This window comes from Streptomyces sp. NRRL F-5122, assembly GCF_001507435.1.
Lineage (GTDB): Bacteria > Actinomycetota > Actinomycetes > Streptomycetales > Streptomycetaceae > Streptomyces > Streptomyces lannensis.
Genome location: NZ_LMWH01000266.1, coordinates 142369 through 158838 on the forward strand (window position 1 = coordinate 142369; position 16470 = coordinate 158838).

At 70.1% G+C, this 16470-nt stretch carries 18 protein-coding genes; 14 read left to right on the forward strand and 4 right to left on the reverse strand.

What is annotated here, in order from left to right; translation table 11 throughout:
* The first annotated feature begins 119 nt into the window (after positions 1 to 119).
* Positions 120 to 1247, forward strand: a complete 1128-nt coding sequence (locus ADL25_RS36160; protein WP_059132139.1) for a ferrochelatase — start codon at positions 120 to 122, stop codon at positions 1245 to 1247.
* A gap of 8 nt (positions 1248 to 1255) precedes the next feature.
* The gene (locus ADL25_RS36165; protein ID WP_059132140.1) at positions 1256 to 2074 is read left to right on the forward strand and encodes an inositol monophosphatase family protein; all 819 of its coding nucleotides are present in this window, start codon (positions 1256 to 1258) and stop codon (positions 2072 to 2074) included.
* Between the two features lie 335 nt (positions 2075 to 2409).
* Here the strand turns inward: ADL25_RS36165 and ADL25_RS50015 are convergent, their stop codons facing one another.
* Positions 2410 to 2583: a hypothetical protein gene (locus ADL25_RS50015; protein ID WP_181923169.1), complete on the reverse strand. Its 174-nt coding sequence runs from the start codon at positions 2581 to 2583 to the stop codon at positions 2410 to 2412.
* Positions 2584 to 2996: 413 nt separating this feature from the next.
* Here ADL25_RS50015 and ADL25_RS36170 point away from each other — a divergent pair, with 413 nt between their 5' ends.
* From ADL25_RS36170 to ADL25_RS36185, 4 genes are all read left to right on the forward strand, one after another.
* The gene (locus ADL25_RS36170) at positions 2997 to 3650 is read left to right on the forward strand and encodes a response regulator transcription factor (protein ID WP_059132141.1); all 654 of its coding nucleotides are present in this window, start codon (positions 2997 to 2999) and stop codon (positions 3648 to 3650) included.
* Positions 3651 to 3655: 5 nt separating this feature from the next.
* A complete protein-coding gene (locus ADL25_RS36175; protein ID WP_059132260.1) occupies positions 3656 to 4888 on the forward strand; it encodes a sensor histidine kinase in 1233 nt (410 codons plus the stop codon).
* 394 nt (positions 4889 to 5282) lie between these two features.
* On the forward strand, positions 5283 to 5579 hold the full coding sequence (locus ADL25_RS36180) for a DUF4193 domain-containing protein (protein ID WP_003993510.1): 297 nt from the start codon (positions 5283 to 5285) through the stop codon (positions 5577 to 5579).
* A 13-nt stretch (positions 5580 to 5592) separates the two neighbouring features.
* The gene (locus ADL25_RS36185; RefSeq protein ID WP_107116797.1) at positions 5593 to 6483 is read left to right on the forward strand and encodes a hypothetical protein; all 891 of its coding nucleotides are present in this window, start codon (positions 5593 to 5595) and stop codon (positions 6481 to 6483) included.
* 42 nt (positions 6484 to 6525) lie between these two features.
* Here ADL25_RS36185 and ADL25_RS36190 read toward each other — a convergent pair whose 3' ends face one another.
* On the reverse strand, positions 6526 to 6987 hold the full coding sequence (locus ADL25_RS36190; RefSeq protein ID WP_059132142.1) for a DUF3093 domain-containing protein: 462 nt from the start codon (positions 6985 to 6987) through the stop codon (positions 6526 to 6528).
* 58 nt (positions 6988 to 7045) lie between these two features.
* Between ADL25_RS36190 and ADL25_RS36195 the strand changes: the two genes are divergently transcribed.
* From ADL25_RS36195 to ADL25_RS36230, 8 genes are all read left to right on the forward strand, one after another.
* Entirely contained in the window at positions 7046 to 7630 is a 585-nt protein-coding gene (locus ADL25_RS36195) for a PaaI family thioesterase (RefSeq protein WP_059132143.1), read from the forward strand.
* Positions 7627 to 8151, forward strand: coding sequence for a dUTP diphosphatase (gene dut / locus ADL25_RS36200; RefSeq protein WP_059132144.1), 525 nt, complete (start codon positions 7627 to 7629; stop codon positions 8149 to 8151). Before ADL25_RS36195 ends, dut begins: the two co-directional genes overlap by 4 nt.
* Before the next feature lies 1 nt (position 8152).
* On the forward strand, positions 8153 to 8914 hold the full coding sequence (locus ADL25_RS36205) for a DUF3710 domain-containing protein (protein ID WP_059132145.1): 762 nt from the start codon (positions 8153 to 8155) through the stop codon (positions 8912 to 8914).
* A 170-nt stretch (positions 8915 to 9084) separates the two neighbouring features.
* Complete coding sequence (locus tag ADL25_RS36210; protein ID WP_059132146.1) at positions 9085 to 10296, forward strand: alginate lyase family protein; 1212 nt, start codon at positions 9085 to 9087, stop codon at positions 10294 to 10296.
* Positions 10297 to 10493: 197 nt separating this feature from the next.
* The gene (locus ADL25_RS36215) at positions 10494 to 13037 is read left to right on the forward strand and encodes an ATP-binding protein (protein ID WP_059132147.1); all 2544 of its coding nucleotides are present in this window, start codon (positions 10494 to 10496) and stop codon (positions 13035 to 13037) included.
* Positions 13034 to 13717, forward strand: coding sequence for a response regulator (locus ADL25_RS36220; RefSeq protein ID WP_059132148.1), 684 nt, complete (start codon positions 13034 to 13036; stop codon positions 13715 to 13717). Before ADL25_RS36215 ends, ADL25_RS36220 begins: the two co-directional genes overlap by 4 nt.
* Before the next feature lie 61 nt (positions 13718 to 13778).
* The gene (locus ADL25_RS36225; protein ID WP_079050807.1) at positions 13779 to 14177 is read left to right on the forward strand and encodes an OB-fold nucleic acid binding domain-containing protein; all 399 of its coding nucleotides are present in this window, start codon (positions 13779 to 13781) and stop codon (positions 14175 to 14177) included.
* A gap of 3 nt (positions 14178 to 14180) precedes the next feature.
* Positions 14181 to 14906 carry a DUF3159 domain-containing protein gene (locus tag ADL25_RS36230; protein WP_059132150.1) on the forward strand — a complete coding sequence of 242 codons (726 nt, stop codon included), beginning with the start codon at positions 14181 to 14183 and terminating at the stop codon, positions 14904 to 14906.
* A 181-nt stretch (positions 14907 to 15087) separates the two neighbouring features.
* On the opposite strand, the gene ADL25_RS36235 is transcribed toward ADL25_RS36230, so the two are convergent.
* Together ADL25_RS36235 and ADL25_RS36240 are read right to left on the reverse strand one after the other, a co-directional pair.
* A complete protein-coding gene (locus tag ADL25_RS36235; RefSeq protein WP_059132151.1) occupies positions 15088 to 15765 on the reverse strand; it encodes a potassium channel family protein in 678 nt (225 codons plus the stop codon).
* Positions 15765 to 16436 carry a potassium channel family protein gene (locus ADL25_RS36240; protein ID WP_059132262.1) on the reverse strand — a complete coding sequence of 224 codons (672 nt, stop codon included), beginning with the start codon at positions 16434 to 16436 and terminating at the stop codon, positions 15765 to 15767. The genes ADL25_RS36235 and ADL25_RS36240 overlap by 1 nt, the downstream gene beginning before the upstream one ends.
* Positions 16437 to 16470 lie beyond the last annotated feature (34 nt).

Here is a 16470-nt window from a genome sequence, read left to right on the forward strand (position 1 = left end):
ACCCTAACGTATGCCGGGCAGAGGGCGCGCACCAGTGTTCGGGCAGGCTCGGGTGGAGGCCGACGGCACGCGGCCGGGTGGCGGGGGTGTCGTCCGGGGCGGGTGGCAGGATCGTAGACATGCCCGATGCACTGGATGCCAGCCCGTACGACGCCCTCTTGCTCCTCTCGTTCGGAGGCCCGGAGGGGCCGGACGACGTGGTCCCGTTCCTGGAGAACGTGACGAGGGGCCGGGGCATCCCCAGGGAGCGCCTGAAGGAGGTGGGGCAGCACTACTTCCTGTTCGGCGGGGTCAGCCCCATCAACGGCCAGAACCGCGCCCTCCTCGACGCCCTGCGCAAGGACTTCGCCGAGCACGGTCTGGGTCTGCCGGTCTACTGGGGCAACCGCAACTGGGCACCCTATGTGACGGACACCCTGCGCGAGATGGTCGCGGACGGGCACCGCCGCATCCTCGTCCTCGCCACCAGTGCCTACGCCTCCTACTCGGGCTGCCGTCAGTACCGCGAGGACCTCGCGGGCGCGCTGGCCGCCCTGGAGGAGGACGGCCGCCCGCTGCCGAGGATCGACAAGCTGCGGCACTACTTCAACCACCCCGGATTCCTGGAGCCCATGATCGAGGGTGTGCTGAAGTCCCTGGCCGACCTCCCCGAGGACGTCAGGGCCGGCGCGCACATCGCCTTCACCACCCACTCCATCCCGGACTCGGCGGCGGACACCTCGGGCCCCGTCGAGGGGCACGGAGAAGGCGGCGCGTACGTGCGGCAGCACCTGGACGTGGCACGGCTGATCGCGGACGCCGTGCGCGAGCGGACCGGGATCGAGCGTCCCTGGCGGCTCGTCTACCAGTCGCGCTCGGGCGCCCCGCACATCCCGTGGCTGGAGCCGGACATCTGCGACCACCTGGAGGAACTGCACGGTTCCGGTGTCCCGGCGGTCGTGATGGCGCCTATCGGGTTCGTCTCGGACCACATGGAGGTGCTGTACGACCTCGACACGGAGGCGAAGGCCAAGGCGGAGGAACTGGGGCTGCCGGTGCGCCGCTCGGCCACCGTCGGTGCCGACCCGCGCTTCGCCGCCGCCATCCGCGACCTGATCGTCGAGCGGGCCGCGACCGAGCGGGGGCAGCAGGTGACGCCCTGCGCGCTCGGCGCCCTCGGCCCGAGCCACAACGTCTGTCCGGTGGGGTGCTGCCCCGCCCGTGCCCCGCGTCCCGCCGCCGCGGGCGCCGACAGTCCGTACGCGTGAGGAGCGCCGTGACCGAGCAGCCCCGGTCGTCCGACCGGCTGAAGAACGAACTTCTGGAGATCGCGCTGGAGGCCGCCACCCGGGCGGGCTCCTTCCTGCGCGACGCGCGGCCCGAGGACCTCGGAGTGGCCGCCACCAAGTCCAGTGCCATCGATGTGGTCACCGAGATGGACATCGCTGCCGAGAAGCTGATCACCGGGCTGATCTCCGACCGCCGGCCGGACGACGGCCTGCTCGGCGAGGAGGGGGCGAGCGTCGAGGGCAGCAGTGGTGTCGAATGGGTCATCGACCCCATCGACGGCACGGTCAACTATCTGTACGGGCTGCCCAGTTGGGCCATCTCCATCGCTGCCCGCATGGACGGGGAGACGCTCGTCGGGGTGGTCCACGCGCCGATGCGCGGGGAGATCTTCCGGGCGGTCCTGGGGGAGGGAGCATTCGTGAATGACCGCGCCGCGCGTGTGCGACCCGCCTCGGAGCTGGGTCTCGCCCTGGTCAGCACCGGCTTCGGGTATCTCGCCGAGCGCAAGGCCCAGCAGGCCGAGGTGGCCCGGCTGCTGATCCCCGAGGTGCGGGACATCCGCCGGGGCGGCTCCGCGGCGATCGACCTGTGCGATGTGGCGGCCGGCCGTCTGGACGCGTACTACGAGCGGGGGCTGAATCCCTGGGACTACGCCGCGGGCGACCTGATCGCCCGTGAGGCGGGCGCACTGACCGGCGGGCGCCCCGGAGAGCCGCTCTCCCCTGCGCTCACGGTCGCGGCGACTCCGGGCCTCTTCGCACAGCTCCAGGCCAGGCTGGACGAGCTGGGGGCCTGGCACGACTGAGGCCGCGACGCGCCGATTGGACGGGCTGCGGAAAAAACTCCGCGATGCCACCCGATCGGACGGGGCGGGCTGGGCCGTACGGGGTACGCGGCGCCGGCGCGCCGATCATGGACCGCCCGCGGCGGCAGGACGGCGGTAGGACGGCCGACCGGGTGAGCGCGGCCCGGAACGGCCCGAAGGCCTCGGCCGCACGGGTGAGGCGTGTGCGCCGTCCAGGACCGGCGGTACAGCCTTCCAGGGCCCCGGACAAGGGACGGCCGGGCGTGCCCGCCTCGCGCAGAACACGGAGCGGGCCCCGGCCTGGATCTGCCCGGGGCCCGCTCCGCGCGAGCTGATCAGACGCGTGTCGCGCCGACTTCCACACCGTGCTCGGCGGCAAGGCGGTGCAGGTCGTCGAGCTCCGACTGTTCGACCTCCGCGAGGAAGTCGTCGCCGGTTTCGCGGGCCCGCGTCAGGTCGGACTCGGTAGCCCGTATGCGCTGCAGAAGTCCTGCGGTGAATGCGTCCATGCTGCGCCCCCTCGTCGTGGGTCGTGGGTGGGTGGCACGGGGGTGTGCCCTTCGGAAGGGGCGATCACGTCTTCTGGGTGCCCAGCGCTGCCCTGGCTGGGCGGCGACGGTGCCGGACACCCACGCCCGCTCTACGGGAAGTCGAGCAGCCGACCACATGGTGGTGTGCCACATGCAGAGCGTGATCGCGGGGTGTAAAGCCGTCCTCCCCCCGCTCCCTTCCGTGGAAACCTCAACCCTCCGAGAAAATTTCTCATTCCCGGACCCCTCGGACGGGCTTCCCGCGTTCGCCCGGCCGTCTTACAGCCGGTTTACGGCCGAAAAGGGCAGGATGGAGCCCTCATCCATGACAGACCCGTCCGTGGGCTGCCCGCAGCAGGGCTACGCGGGTGGACACAGGAAGGACCAGCGACGTGCGCGTACTCGTCGTCGAGGACGAGCAGCTGCTCGCCGATGCGGTGGCCACCGGACTGCGCCGGGAGGCCATGGCCGTCGACGTCGTGTACGACGGCGCGGCGGCCCTGGAGCGCATCGGCGTGAACGACTACGACGTCGTCGTCCTCGACCGGGACCTGCCGGTCGTGCACGGCGACGACGTGTGCCGCAAGATCGTCGAACTCGGCATGCCGACCCGGGTGCTGATGCTCACCGCCTCGGGTGACGTCAGCGACCGCGTGGAGGGCCTGGAGATCGGCGCCGACGACTACCTGCCGAAGCCGTTCGCGTTCAGCGAGCTCATCGCGCGCGTGCGCGCCCTCGGCAGGCGTACGAGCGTGCCGCTGCCGCCCGTGCTGGAGCGTGCCGGGATCAAGCTCGACCCCAACCGCCGCGAGGTGTTCCGCGACGGCAAGGAGGTCCAGCTGGCGCCCAAGGAGTTCGCGGTCCTCGAGGTGCTGATGCGCAGCGAGGGCGCCGTCGTCTCGGCCGAGCAGCTCCTGGAGAAGGCCTGGGACGAGAACACCGACCCCTTCACCAACGTCGTGCGTGTGACGGTCATGACCCTGCGCCGCAAGCTCGGTGAGCCGGCGGTCATCGTCACCGTGCCCGGCTCGGGATACCGGATCTGATGACTGTGGCCACCACACCCGCGCCGCCCACGGCGCCGCCCAGGCCCACCTGGGACCCCCGCAGGCCGGAACCCCCGTTCCCCTGGCTGCGCCCGACCATCCGCATAAGGCTCACCCTGCTGTACGGCGGCATGTTCCTGATCGCCGGCATCCTGCTGCTGTCGATCATCTATCTGTTCGCCGCACACGCACTCAACGTGGGCAGCGATCTGCCGTTCAAGATCCTTTCGGGCCAGGTCGCCAGCGACACCTGCAACTTCCCGTCGTCCCCGACGGCGAACGAACTCAACAACGCGATGAACGCCTGCGTGAACGAACAGCGCCAGCACGCGCTGGACAATCTGCTCAGCCGCTCGCTGCTGGCCCTGCTCGGCCTCGCCGTGATCGCCTTCGCCTTCGGGTACGCGATGGCGGGCCGTGTCCTGTCGCCGCTCGGCCGGATCACCCGGACCGCCCGCGCGGTGGCCGGATCCGACCTGTCCCGCCGGATCGAGCTGGACGGCCCGGACGACGAGCTCAAGGAGCTGGCCGACACCTTCGACGACATGCTCGAGCGGCTGCAGCGGGCGTTCACGGCCCAGCAGCGGTTCGTCGGCAACGCCTCGCACGAGCTGCGCACCCCGCTCGCGATCAACCGCACACTCCTGGAGGTGCACCTGTCCGATCCGGGGGCCCCCGTGGAGCTCCAGCAGCTCGGCAGGACCCTGCTGGCGACCAACGAGCGCAGCGAGCAGCTCGTGGAGGGGCTGCTGCTGCTCGCCCGCAGCGACAACCAGATCGTCGAGCGCAAGCCCGTCGACCTGGCGGAGGTGGCCGCGCAGGCCGTGGACCAGGTGCATGCCGAGGCGGAGGCCAAGGGCGTCGAGCTCCGCGGTGACCGCGCCCCGGCGGTCGTCCAGGGCAACGGGGTCCTGCTGGAGCGGATCGCGCTGAACCTCGTGCAGAACGCGGTCCGTTACAACATCCCCAAGGACGGCTGGGTCGATGTGACGACCCAGCTCCAGCACGGTCAGGCGGTCCTGGTGGTCGCCAACACCGGACCGATGGTCCCGGCCTACGAGATCGACAACCTCTTCGAGCCCTTCACACGGCTGCGTACGGAGCGAACGGGCAGCGACAAGGGTGTGGGCCTCGGCCTGTCCATCGCGAGGTCCGTGGCGCGCGCCCACGGCGGTCACATCACCGCGCAGCCCCGGGAGGGGGGTGGCCTCGTGATGCGCGTCGTCCTGCCCGTCTGAGGCGCGTCGGCCACGCCCGGTCCCGTGTTCGCTTTGCGCGGAATTTTCAAGCCCAGCATGTGGGCCGACCATGTGTGATCGATCACAACGCCACCTTTCCGGCCATCTACTCTCCGTGATCCGACGGAGGCCTATAAAGCCGGAAAATCCGGGTTTTCCCGGGCCTTGATCACGGGAAGTACACGGGGAGATGCCTTTGATGTGCGGCATGCGGACCGTGTACGGTCCCGTTCGCCATCCAAGCCGATCACTCTTGAGGAGTTCGGTTGGGTGTCGATTGAGTAACAGACCTTGATGTGAGGCAAAATCTCCGCCTCGAGGCGGGCACAAGTCCGGCCTCTCACGCGTTACGTGCGCTGGAGACACCCGCAGACACCCAGAGGGGGAGAGCGAAATGGCAACCGATTACGACACCCCACGCAAGACCGACGACGATGTCGACTCCGACAGCCTTGAGGAGCTGAAGGCCAGGAGGAACGACAAGTCCGCCTCCGCGGTGGACGTCGACGAGTTCGAGGCCGCCGAAGGCCTGGAACTCCCGGGCGCCGACCTCTCGAACGAGGAGTTGGCCGTCCGTGTACTGCCGAAGCAGCAGGACGAGTTCACCTGCATGAGCTGCTTCCTGGTCCACCACCGCAGCCAGCTGGCCCGGGAGAAGAACGGTCAGCCGATCTGTCGCGACTGCGACTGAGGCGGGGTCGGCCGTGACTGGCTCGACCCCTCCCCGGAAGCGCCGCTTCCTGCACAGGGGAGCGGACCCGGAGCCTCTTGAAGGCTCCAATGGCGTGCGTGACGACGAGCGGGGCGCTTCCGATCCGGGAGCAGCCTCGCTCGAGCCGGTGAACAGCCCGGCTGTGCCCGAGGTGCCGGCCCGACCCCCGGCACCCGTCGCACGGCGGCGGGCGACGGCCGTCCGGGACGGAATCCGGGAAGGCGTCCGCAAGGGCGGCAGCCAGGCCAAGGCGGGACTGGGCTACCTCGCCGACCGGATCATCGAGATCGGCCCGCGAATCCCCGTACGGGACCTCAAGACGCTCCGCGGGCAGTTCCCCGGCCTCGGGCCCGAGGAACTCGCCGACAAGCTCGTCTCGGGCGCCGCCAGGGCGACGGCCACGGTCGGGGCCGGGATCGGAGCCGCCGCGATGCTGCCCGTCCCGCCCGCCATGCCGACCGAGCTGGCCACGGAGATCACCGGCGTCGCGGCGATCGAACTGAAACTGATCGCCGAACTGCACGAGGTGTACGGGGTGCGGCCGCCCGGGAACCTCAGCCAGCGCAGTACCTCGTATCTGAGGTCCTGGTCGGGGGAACGCGGCATCGAGGTGAGCAAGCCGTCGACCGTGGACGCCGCCCTCGGCGGGCGGATGAAGCGGGAACTGCGGCAGCAGATCATGAAGCGGATGGTGCGGAACCTGCCGAACCTGATGCCCTTCATGGTGGGTGCCGCGGTGGGCGCCGTCATGAACCGGCGGGACACCAGGCGGCTGGCGGAGCGGATCCGCAAGGATCTGCGCAAGGCGCAGGTGCCCTGGGAGGCCCTGCCGGAGCTGCCGCCGCTGGAGAAGCCGAAACACCCCCTGCAGATCGAGGACTGACGTCCCCTTCCGGCGCGGCCGGCAGACCGGGTCGCGCCGTCGCTACACCTGCGCCCGCGCCGCCGCGATCGCCGCCGCCAGCCTCTCCGGCTCCCTGGACGACAGGTACAGGTAGGGCGTCGGGTCCTCGGGGTCCACGACCTCGACCTTCAGGGCCCTCGGAATGTAAGCGCGCAGCAGCATGAAGGCACGTGTGTTCGCCTTGTACGTGCGCCACGCGCGGGCTTCCTCCGCGTCCAGGACCTCCGAGTCGCCGAGCGCCGACAGCGGGATCTTCGCCTCGCCCGCGATCAGCGAGTCGCCCACCACCCGGATACGCACGGAGCCGTACGAGCTCGCCACGACCGCCGAGGCCGCCGTGCCACCGACCAGCCCGCCGAGCAGCGGGAGCGTGCCGAACGGCACCAGGACGAGGGCCAGGGCGAAGCCGACCAGGAGGCACATCAGCCACCAGGACCGGGGCGCGGTGAGGCGTTCTTCGTACGGCGACGCGGAGAGCTGCATGGAATCAAGCTTGGCACGGTGTCGGGAACGCATTCACGCGCGGGTAAGGTCTGCGCGTGTGAGTGGTACTTCCGAAGCTCTGACACCGCCGACCGACGCCGTGGCGCCCATACGGCACCCCGACGCCCCCGCCCCCGGGGAACTGCTCGGCGCGCACTACGACCAGTGCTTCGGATGCGGGGGAGCCCAGCCCCACGGCCTGCACCTCGAGGCGCGGGCCGGTGAGGGCGTCTCCCTCACCGCCGAGTTCACCGTGCGGTCCGCCCACCAGGGTGCGCCCGGACTCGCCCACGGAGGGGTGCTCGCGACCGCCCTCGACGAGACCCTCGGCTCGCTGAACTGGCTGCTGCGCACGATCGCGGTGACCGGCCGACTGGAGACCGACTTCGTGCGGCCCGTGCCGGTGGGCACCGTGCTGCATCTGGAGGCCGAGGTGACGGCGGTGGCCGGACGGAAGATCTACTCGAGGGCGACCGGTCGGATAGGAGGGCCCGAGGGGCCCGTCGCCGTCCGTGCCGGCGCCGTGTTCATCGAGGTGAAGGTCGACCATTTCGTCGACAACGGCCGCCCGCAGGAGATCCGGGCGGCCATGGAGGACCCGGACCAGGTCCGGCGCGCGCGAGCCTTCGAGGTGAATCCGTGAGCAGCGAACCCCGTCGCGAACTCGCCGTGCTCATCCGCCGCGTCGACCCCGACGTACCGCTCCCGGCGTATGCGCATCCCGGGGACGCGGGAGCCGATCTGCGCACCACCGAGAGCCGCGAGCTGAAGCCCGGGGAGCGGGCCGTGCTGCCCACGGGCGTGTCTGTGGCGCTCCCGGAGGGGTACGCGGCCTTCGTGCATCCACGGTCCGGTCTCGCCGCCCGCTGCGGTGTCGCCCTGGTGAATGCCCCAGGGACGGTTGATGCCGGGTACCGTGGAGAGATCAAGGTGATCGTGGTGAATCTCGATCCGCGCGAGTCCGTGCGGTTCGAGCGCTTCGACCGGATTGCCCAACTGGTCGTCCAACAGGTGGAGAGGGTCCGTTTCCAGGAGGTCGCGGAGCTTCCCGACTCGGCGCGTGCCGAGGGGGGCTTCGGGTCCACCGGCGGTCATGCCGCCGTGGGCGGCACAACGGGTGGGAATCGATACGCTTCGGTCGTATCCGACCGGGAAGGACAGTGACGTGTTCGGACGTCGCAACAAGAAGGGTGCCGCCGAGGACGCGGCCGGCGAGGCCGAGCAGGTCGTCGACGGTGTCGACACTGAGGCGGACGTAGAGGTCGAGCGTGAGCGCGTGAGGCTCGAGCCGGAGCCCCGGCCCGACGGCCCCTGGGACAGGTCCGAGGTCCGTGAGCCCGGCGAGGGCCGGGTGGACCTGGGCGGGCTGTTCGTGCCCGGGGTCGAGGGCATGGAGCTGAGGGTCGAGGTCGCGGGCGACGCGATCGTCGCCGCGACCGTCGTGCTGAGGGACAGCGCCATCCAGTTGCAGGCCTTCGCCGCGCCCAAGCGCGAGGGCATCTGGGGCGAGGTCCGCGAGGAGATCGCCAGCGGCATCACCCAGCAGGGCGGCATCGTCGACGAGGTCGAGGGTTCGCTGGGCTGGGAGCTGCGGGCGCAGGTACCGGTGCAGCTGCCGGACGGCACGGGCGGGTTCCAGGTCGTGCGGTTCGTCGGCGTGGACGGCCCCCGCTGGTTCCTGCGCGGCGTGATCTCCGGCCAGGGTGCCGTTCAGCCGCAGGCGGCGGGGCTGCTCGAGCAGATCTTCCGGGACACCGTCGTGCTTCGTGGTGAAGGCCCGATGGCGCCGCGCGATCCGATCGTCCTCAAGCTGCCCAACGACGCGCAGATGGTGCCCGAGGGCGTGCAGACGGAGGAGGCGGGATCCCGCTTCTCCGGTGGTATGGGCCAGTTGCAGCGAGGACCTGAGATCACCGAGGTCCGCTGACCGGCCCGCTGACACAACCGACAAAGGCCGTGCCCGGCAGGGGCGCGGCCTTTTTGTGTGCCGCGTGCGCGGACCCTTGACGCGCAGTTGGTCTGTACCTATGTTCTCCGGCCATCGCGAGCGTTCAAAGAGGCGCTCATCGTTCATATATAAGAACGGATGGCTGTCGCATGGCTGCTGCACCCCCACGTCATCGCCGCAGATCACGGGCCTTACTGTTCATCTCGCTGGTCGCCGCACTGGTGACCGGACTTCTCCTCCAGCCCCAGGCGCGCCGCGCGGAGGCCGCCCCCACGACCTTCGCCCATCCCGGAGTCACCGTCTCCAGGGCCCAGCTGGACTTCGCCCGCAGCAAGGTCGACGCCGGCGCCCAGCCCTGGAAGGGCGCCTTCGACCAGATGATGGCGAGCAAGTACGCGGATCTGAACCGCACCCCCAAACCCCGCGCCACCGTCGAGTGCGGCTCGTACTCGAATCCGAACTACGGCTGCACCGACGAGCGCGAGGACGCGATCGCCGCGTACACCGACGCCCTCGCCTGGTACATCACGCGCGACGACCGGTACGCGAAGAAGTCCATCCAGCTGATGGACGCCTGGTCGGCCGTCATCAAGGAGCACACCAACAGCAACGCGCCCCTGCAGACCGGCTGGGCGGGCTCCTCGTGGCCCAAGGCCGCGGAGATCATCAAGTACACCTACACCGGCGGCTGGGCGAACTCCGGGCGCTTCGCCACCATGCTCCGCGACGTCTACCTGCCGAAGGTGATCGGCGGCTCCAACTCCAACGGGAACTGGGAGCTGTCCATGATGGAGGCCGCGGTCGGCATATCGGTCTTCCTCGAGGACAGGACGTCGTACGACAAGGCGATGGCGAAGTTCCGCACCCGGACGGCCGCGTACGTCTACCTCGCCTCCGACGGCGATCTGCCGAAGACCGTGCCCAGCCAGAACCTCGACACCAGAGACAAGATCGTCAACTACTGGCAGGGGCAGTCGACCTTCGTCACCGGGCTCACCCAGGAGACCTGTCGTGACCTCACGCACACCGGGTACGGCATCTCCGCCATCTCGCACGTGGCCGAGACCAGCCGCATCCAGGGGCAGGACCTGTACGGCACCGACGTCGGCGAGCGGCTGCGGCAGGCACTCGGGTTCCAGTCCAAGTACCAGCTGGGCACGGCCGTACCCGGTTGGCTGTGCGGCGGCTCGCTCACCCTCGGTCTCGGCCCGGTCACCGAGGTGGGATACAACGCCCTGCACAACCGCCTGGGCATCGCGATGACGAACACCCAGGCGCTGACCGAGCAGAACCGGCCGGCGGGCAGCAACAACCTCTTCGTCGCCTGGGAGACCCTGACGCACGGGGACAACCCCAGCTGACCTGCGTACGGCGGCCGAGGGCTCGCTGTGCCGAACCCCGGCCGCCGTACCCCGCACAGGAGCCCCGCGCCGGTGTATCAGGGTTGCGTCAAAGAGGCCCTGCGTGACGCATCATGCCCCTTTTGCCGTGATTATTGGCCGTAAGGTCGACGCAGCGTACGCAGCGTGCGTAGCTGCGACGGGAAGACAATGGGGCCATGGGACGCGGCAAACTTCGGATCTACCTCGGTGCGGCACCGGGCGTGGGCAAGACCTACGCGATGCTCTCCGAGGCACACCGGCGCGTCGAACGCGGCACCGACTGTGTCGTGGCCTTCGTCGAGCACCACGCCCGCCCGCGCACCGAGGTGATGCTGCACGGCCTGGAGCAGATCCCGCGCAAGGAACTCGTGCACCGCGGCTCGGTCTTCACCGAGATGGACGTGGACGCCGTCCTGCGCCGCGCCCCCGCCGTCGCCCTCGTGGACGAACTCGCCCACACCAATGTGCCCGGTTCCCGCAACGCCAAGCGCTGGCAGGACGTCGAGGAACTGCTGGCCGCGGGGATCGACGTCGTCTCGACCGTCAACATCCAGCACCTGGAGTCCCTCGGCGACGTCGTCGAGGCCATCACGGGCATACGCCAGCGCGAGACCGTCCCCGACGAGGTGGTCCGCCGCGCCGACCAGATCGAGCTGGTCGACATGTCGCCCCAGGCGCTGCGCAGACGGATGGCGCACGGCAACATCTACAAGTCCGACAAGGTCGACGCGGCCCTGTCCAACTACTTCCGGCCCGGAAACCTGACCGCCCTGCGGGAGCTGGCCCTGCTGTGGGTGGCGGACCGGGTCGACGAGTACCTGACCGCGTACCGCAGCGAACACCGGGTGTCCAAGATCTGGGGCTCGCGCGAGCGCATCGTCGTGGGCCTGACGGGCGGCCCCGAGGGGCGCACGCTGATCCGCCGGGCCGCGCGCCTCGCGGAGAAGGGCGCCGGCGGCGAGGTGCTGGCCGTCTACATCTCCCGCACCGACGGGCTCACCTCGGCCTCGCCGAAGGAGCTCGCCGTCCAGCGCACCCTCGTCGAGGACCTGGGCGGCACCTTCCACCACGTGGTGGGCGAGGACATACCCGCGGCGCTGCTGGACTTCGCCCGCGGCGTGAACGCGACCCAGATCGTGCTCGGCTCCTCGCGCCGAAAGACCTGGCAGTACATCTTCGGACCCGGCGTCGGTACGACGGTCGCCCGCGAGTCCGGCCCCGACCTGGACGTGCACATCGTCACGCACGAGGAGGTCGCCAAGGGGCGCGGGCTCCCGGTCGCCCGGGGCGCCCGCCTCGGCCGCTCACGCATCGTGGCGGGCTGGCTGGTCGGCGTCCTCGGCCCGGTCATCCTGGCGCTGCTGCTGAACACCGTCGATCTCGGTCTCGCCAACGACATGCTGCTGTTCCTGGCGCTGACCGTGGCCGCGGCCCTGCTCGGCGGGCTCCTTCCCGCCCTGGCCTCCGCGGCCTTCGGCTCCCTGCTGCTGAACTACTACTACACGCCACCGCTGCACCGGCTGACCGTCGCCGACCCGAGGAACATCGTCGCGATCGTGATCTTCGTCGCGGTCGCGGTGTCGGTGGCCTCGGTGGTGGATCTCGCGGCGCGGCGCACTCATCAGGCCGCCCGTCTGCGCGCCGAGTCGGAGATCCTCTCCTTCCTCTCGGGCAGCGTGCTGCGCGGCGAGACCAGCGTGGACGAGCTCCTCGAACGGGTGCGTGAGACGTTCGGCATGGACGCCGCGGCGCTGCTGGAACGGTCGAGCGAGGTCGATCCCTGGACCTGCGCGGGCAGCGTGGGCCCGGGTGCGGCGGCCGAGCGGCCCGAGGACGCTGACGTGGAGGTTCCGATCGGCGACCACATCGCGCTGGCGCTGTCCGGGCGGGTTCTGCCCGCCTCCGACCGCCGGGTGCTGGCCGCCTTCGCCGCGCAGACCGTCGTGGCCCTGGACCGCCGACGCCTGCAGCAGGAGGCCGAGCAGGCCCGGACCCTGGCCGAGGGCAACCGCATCCGCACCGCGCTGCTGGCGGCCGTCAGCCACGATCTGCGCACCCCGCTGGCCGGTATCAAGGCGTCGGTGACCTCGCTGCGCTCCGAGGACGTCGAGTGGTCCGAGGAGGACCGCGCCGAGCTGCTGGCGTCGATCGAGGAGGGGGCCGACCGGCTGGACCACCTGGTGGGCAATCTGCTGGACATGTCGCGTCTGCAGACCGGGACCGTCACCCCGCTGATCCGGGCGGTCGACCTGGACGAGGTGGTGCCCATGGCGCTCGGCGGCGTACCGGAGGACAGCGTGGAGCTGGACATCCCGGAGACGCTGCCGATGGTCGACGTGGACGCCGGGCTGCTGGAGCGCACGGTCGCCAACCTCGTCGAGAACGCCGTGAAGTACAGCCCGCTCACCACGCCGGTACTGGTCGCGGCGAGTGCCCTCGCCGACCGTGTGGAGGTCCGCATCGTCGACCGCGGGCCGGGAGTGCCCGACGAGGCGAAGGACCGGATCTTCGAGCCCTTCCAGCGCTACGGCGACGCCCCGCGCGGCGCCGGTGTGGGTCTCGGCCTGGCCGTCGCGCGTGGCTTCGCCGAAGCCATGGGTGGCACTCTGAACGCCGAGGACACCCCCGGCGGCGGGCTCACGATGGTCCTCACTCTCCGGGCCGTGGCAAGCTTCCACGGCCCCGCACGACTGGCCGAAGCAGAAAGGCAAACCACATGACCCGGGTGCTCGTGGTCGACGACGAGCCGCAGATCGTGCGCGCCCTCGTGATCAATCTGAAGGCGCGCAAGTACGAGGTCGACGCGGCTCCCGACGGCACGACCGCGCTCCAGCTCGCGGCCGCCCGTCACCCCGACGTCGTCGTCCTGGACCTCGGTCTGCCGGACATGGACGGCGTCGAGGTGATCAAGGGTCTGCGCGGCTGGACCCGGGTACCGATCCTGGTGCTCTCCGCCCGTCACTCGTCGGACGAGAAGGTGGAGGCGCTGGACGCGGGCGCCGACGACTACGTCACCAAGCCCTTCGGCATGGACGAGCTGCTGGCCCGGCTGCGCGCCGCCGTGCGCAGGGCCGAGCCGAACGGGGGCGGCGAGGACGACGTGATCGTGGAGACCGAGGGCTTCACCGTCGACCTGGCCGCGAAGAAGGTCAACCGGGCGGGCAAGGACGTACGCCTCACCCCCACGGAGTGGCATCTGCTCGAGGTGCTCGTGCGCAACACGGGCCGTCTGGTCAGCCAGAAGCAGCTCCTGCAGGAAGTGTGGGGGCCCTCGTACGGGACGGAGACGAACTACCTTCGGGTGTACATGGCCCAGCTGCGGCGGAAGCTGGAGCTGGACCCTTCGCATCCGAAGCACTTCATCACTGAGCCCGGGATGGGGTACCGGTTCGAGAAGTGAGCCGGGCGGCGGGCGGAGCCGCGAGTGGGTCGGCGTCGACGCACCCCGGTACGCTTGCGATATGAGTGCTGTTTCTCGCTCCGAAAGGCCGGTCGGCCGCCTCCGGCGCATGCTCGACCGGCTCTCCTCGTCACAGGAGGACCTGGAGTCCGAGGAGCTGCGGGAGGACTCCGAGACCGCAGGCTGTACCCGGATCGGCGACTGCCACGACCGGCAGATCGTCACGGTTACTGGTACCTTGCGCACGGTCACGTTGCGTCCGCGGGCCGGTGTCCCGGCGCTGGAGGCCGAGCTGTTCGACGGTTCGGCCGCCCTGGACGTGGTGTGGCTCGGCAGGCGCTCCATCGTCGGCATCGAACCGGGACGCAAGCTGATCGCGTCGGGCCGGATCTCCATGAGCCGGGGCCGCAGAGTGCTGTTCAATCCGAAGTACGAACTCAGACCTCTCGGACGGGAGTAGCCGGTGACGTCACTCGAGAAGCCGACCGAAGACGCCCAGCAGGATTCGCGGGCGGTGACCGAGGCCGCGCTCTTCGAGGCGTTCGGCGGGGTCCGCGGCATGGTCGAGACCGTGGTGCCCGGCCTGTTCTTCGTCACCATCTTCACGATCAACAAGGACCTGCATCTCTCGGCGCTCGCGGCGCTGGCGGTGTCCTTGGTGCTGGTCGTGGTGCGCCTCGCCATGAGGGACACCGTCAAGCACGCCTTCAGCGGTGTGTTCGGAGTGGCCTTCGGCGTGGTCTTCGCGATGATGACCGGCAACGCGAAGGACTTCTATCTGCCCGGCATGCTCTACACGCTGGGCCTGGCGCTGGCGTACATCATCACCACGCTCGCCGGGGTCCCGCTGATCGGCCTGATCCTCGGTCCGGTGTTCAAGGAGAACCTCTCCTGGCGCACCCGCAACCCGGGCCGCAAGAAGGCGTACGCGAAGGCCAGTTGGGCCTGGGGTCTGATCCTGCTCGCCAAGTGCGCGATCCTCTTCCCGCTCTACTGGTGGGCCGACACCGCGCAGCTCGGCTGGGTGCTGATCGCCCTGAAGATCCCGCCGTTCCTGCTGGCCGTCTGGCTGACCTGGGTCTTCCTGGCGAAGGCGCCCGCGCCCATCGACGTCTTCGCCGAGATGGAGGCCGAGGAGGCCGCCGCCAAGGAGCGTGAGACGGCGGGCAGGCACCGCCGCGAGTCCTAGGGCCTGTCGTTCGGATCATGTCGGCGTCGCGCGAATGGCGCGGTCTCTCCCGGCCGACCTGATCCAAACCGACGCACCCTACTCACGCTCGCGGCCGGGCGAAAAGGCCCCCGCGGCACAACAAGACGCAACGACAGGGGCGCCCCGGAAGCATCCGGGGCGCCCCTGTCGTGTGCCACGACTAGCCGGCGGCGTCCTCCTTGCGCACCGACAGCAGCTCCTCCAGCTGCTCCTCACGGGCCTGGGCCGCCACGAACAGCAGCTCGTCACCCGCTTCCAGGGAGTCCTCCTGGCTCGGGGTCAGCACCCGCGTGCCGCGGATGATCGTCACCAGGGACGTGTCCTCCGGCCACTGCACATCGCCCACCTGGGTGCCGGCCAGGGCCGACTCCGGGGGCAGGGTCAGCTCGACCAGGTTCGCGTCACCGTGACTGAAGCGGAGCAGCCGGACCAGGTCGCCGACGCTCACCGCCTCCTCGACCAGGGCCGACATAAGACGCGGGGTGGAGACGGCGACGTCCACCCCCCAGGCCTCGTTGAAGAGCCATTCGTTCTTGGGGTTGTTCACCCGGGCGACGACACGCGGAACGCCGTACTCGGTCTTCGCCAGCAGGGACACGACCAGGTTCACCTTGTCGTCGCCCGTCGCGGCGATCACCACGTTGCAGCGCTGGAGCGCCGCCTCGTCCAGGGACGTGATCTCGCAGGCGTCGGCCAGCAGCCACTCCGCCTGGGGGACGCGCTCGACCGAGATCGCGGTCGGCGCCTTGTCGATCAGCAGAACCTCGTGCCCGTTCTCCAGCAGCTCGCCCGCGATCGAGCGGCCCACGGCGCCGGCACCGGCAATGGCGACCCTCATCAGTGACCGCCCTCTCCTTCAGGCCCCTCGGCGAACGCCGTCTCGACCTTCTCGACGTCGTCCGTCCGCATCATCACGTGCACCAGGTCGCCCTCCTGCAGCACCGTCTGCGAGGTGGGCAGCATCGCCTCGCCGAGCCTGGTCAGGAACGCCACCCGGACGCCCGTCTCCTCCTGCAGTCGGCTGATCTTGTGACCGACCCACTTCGGTGAGGCGTGCACCTCGGCGAGCTGGACGCCCCCGGTTGGGTCGCGCCACAGCGGCTCGGCGCCCGAAGGCAGCAGCCGGCGCAGCATCTGGTCGGCCGTCCAGCGGACCGTGGCGACGGTCGGGATGCCGAGCCGCTGGTAGACCTCGGCACGGCGGGGGTCGTAGATACGGGCTGCGACGTTCTCGATACCGAACATCTCGCGGGCGACGCGGGCCGCGATGATGTTCGAGTTGTCACCGCTGGAGACGGCGGCGAAGGCGCCGGCCTCCTCGATGCCCGCCTCGCGCAGGGTGTCCTGATCGAAGCCGACTCCGGTGACACGACGGCCGCCGAACCCGGAGCCGAGTCGTCGGAAGGCGGTGGGGTCCTGGTCGATCACAGCGACCGTGTGCCCCTGTTGCTCCAGGGTCTGGGCGAGAGCGGAGCCCACTCTTCCGCAGCCCATGATGACGATGTGCACGACCGTCCTTCCGATGTCAATGGTCATGGCTCAG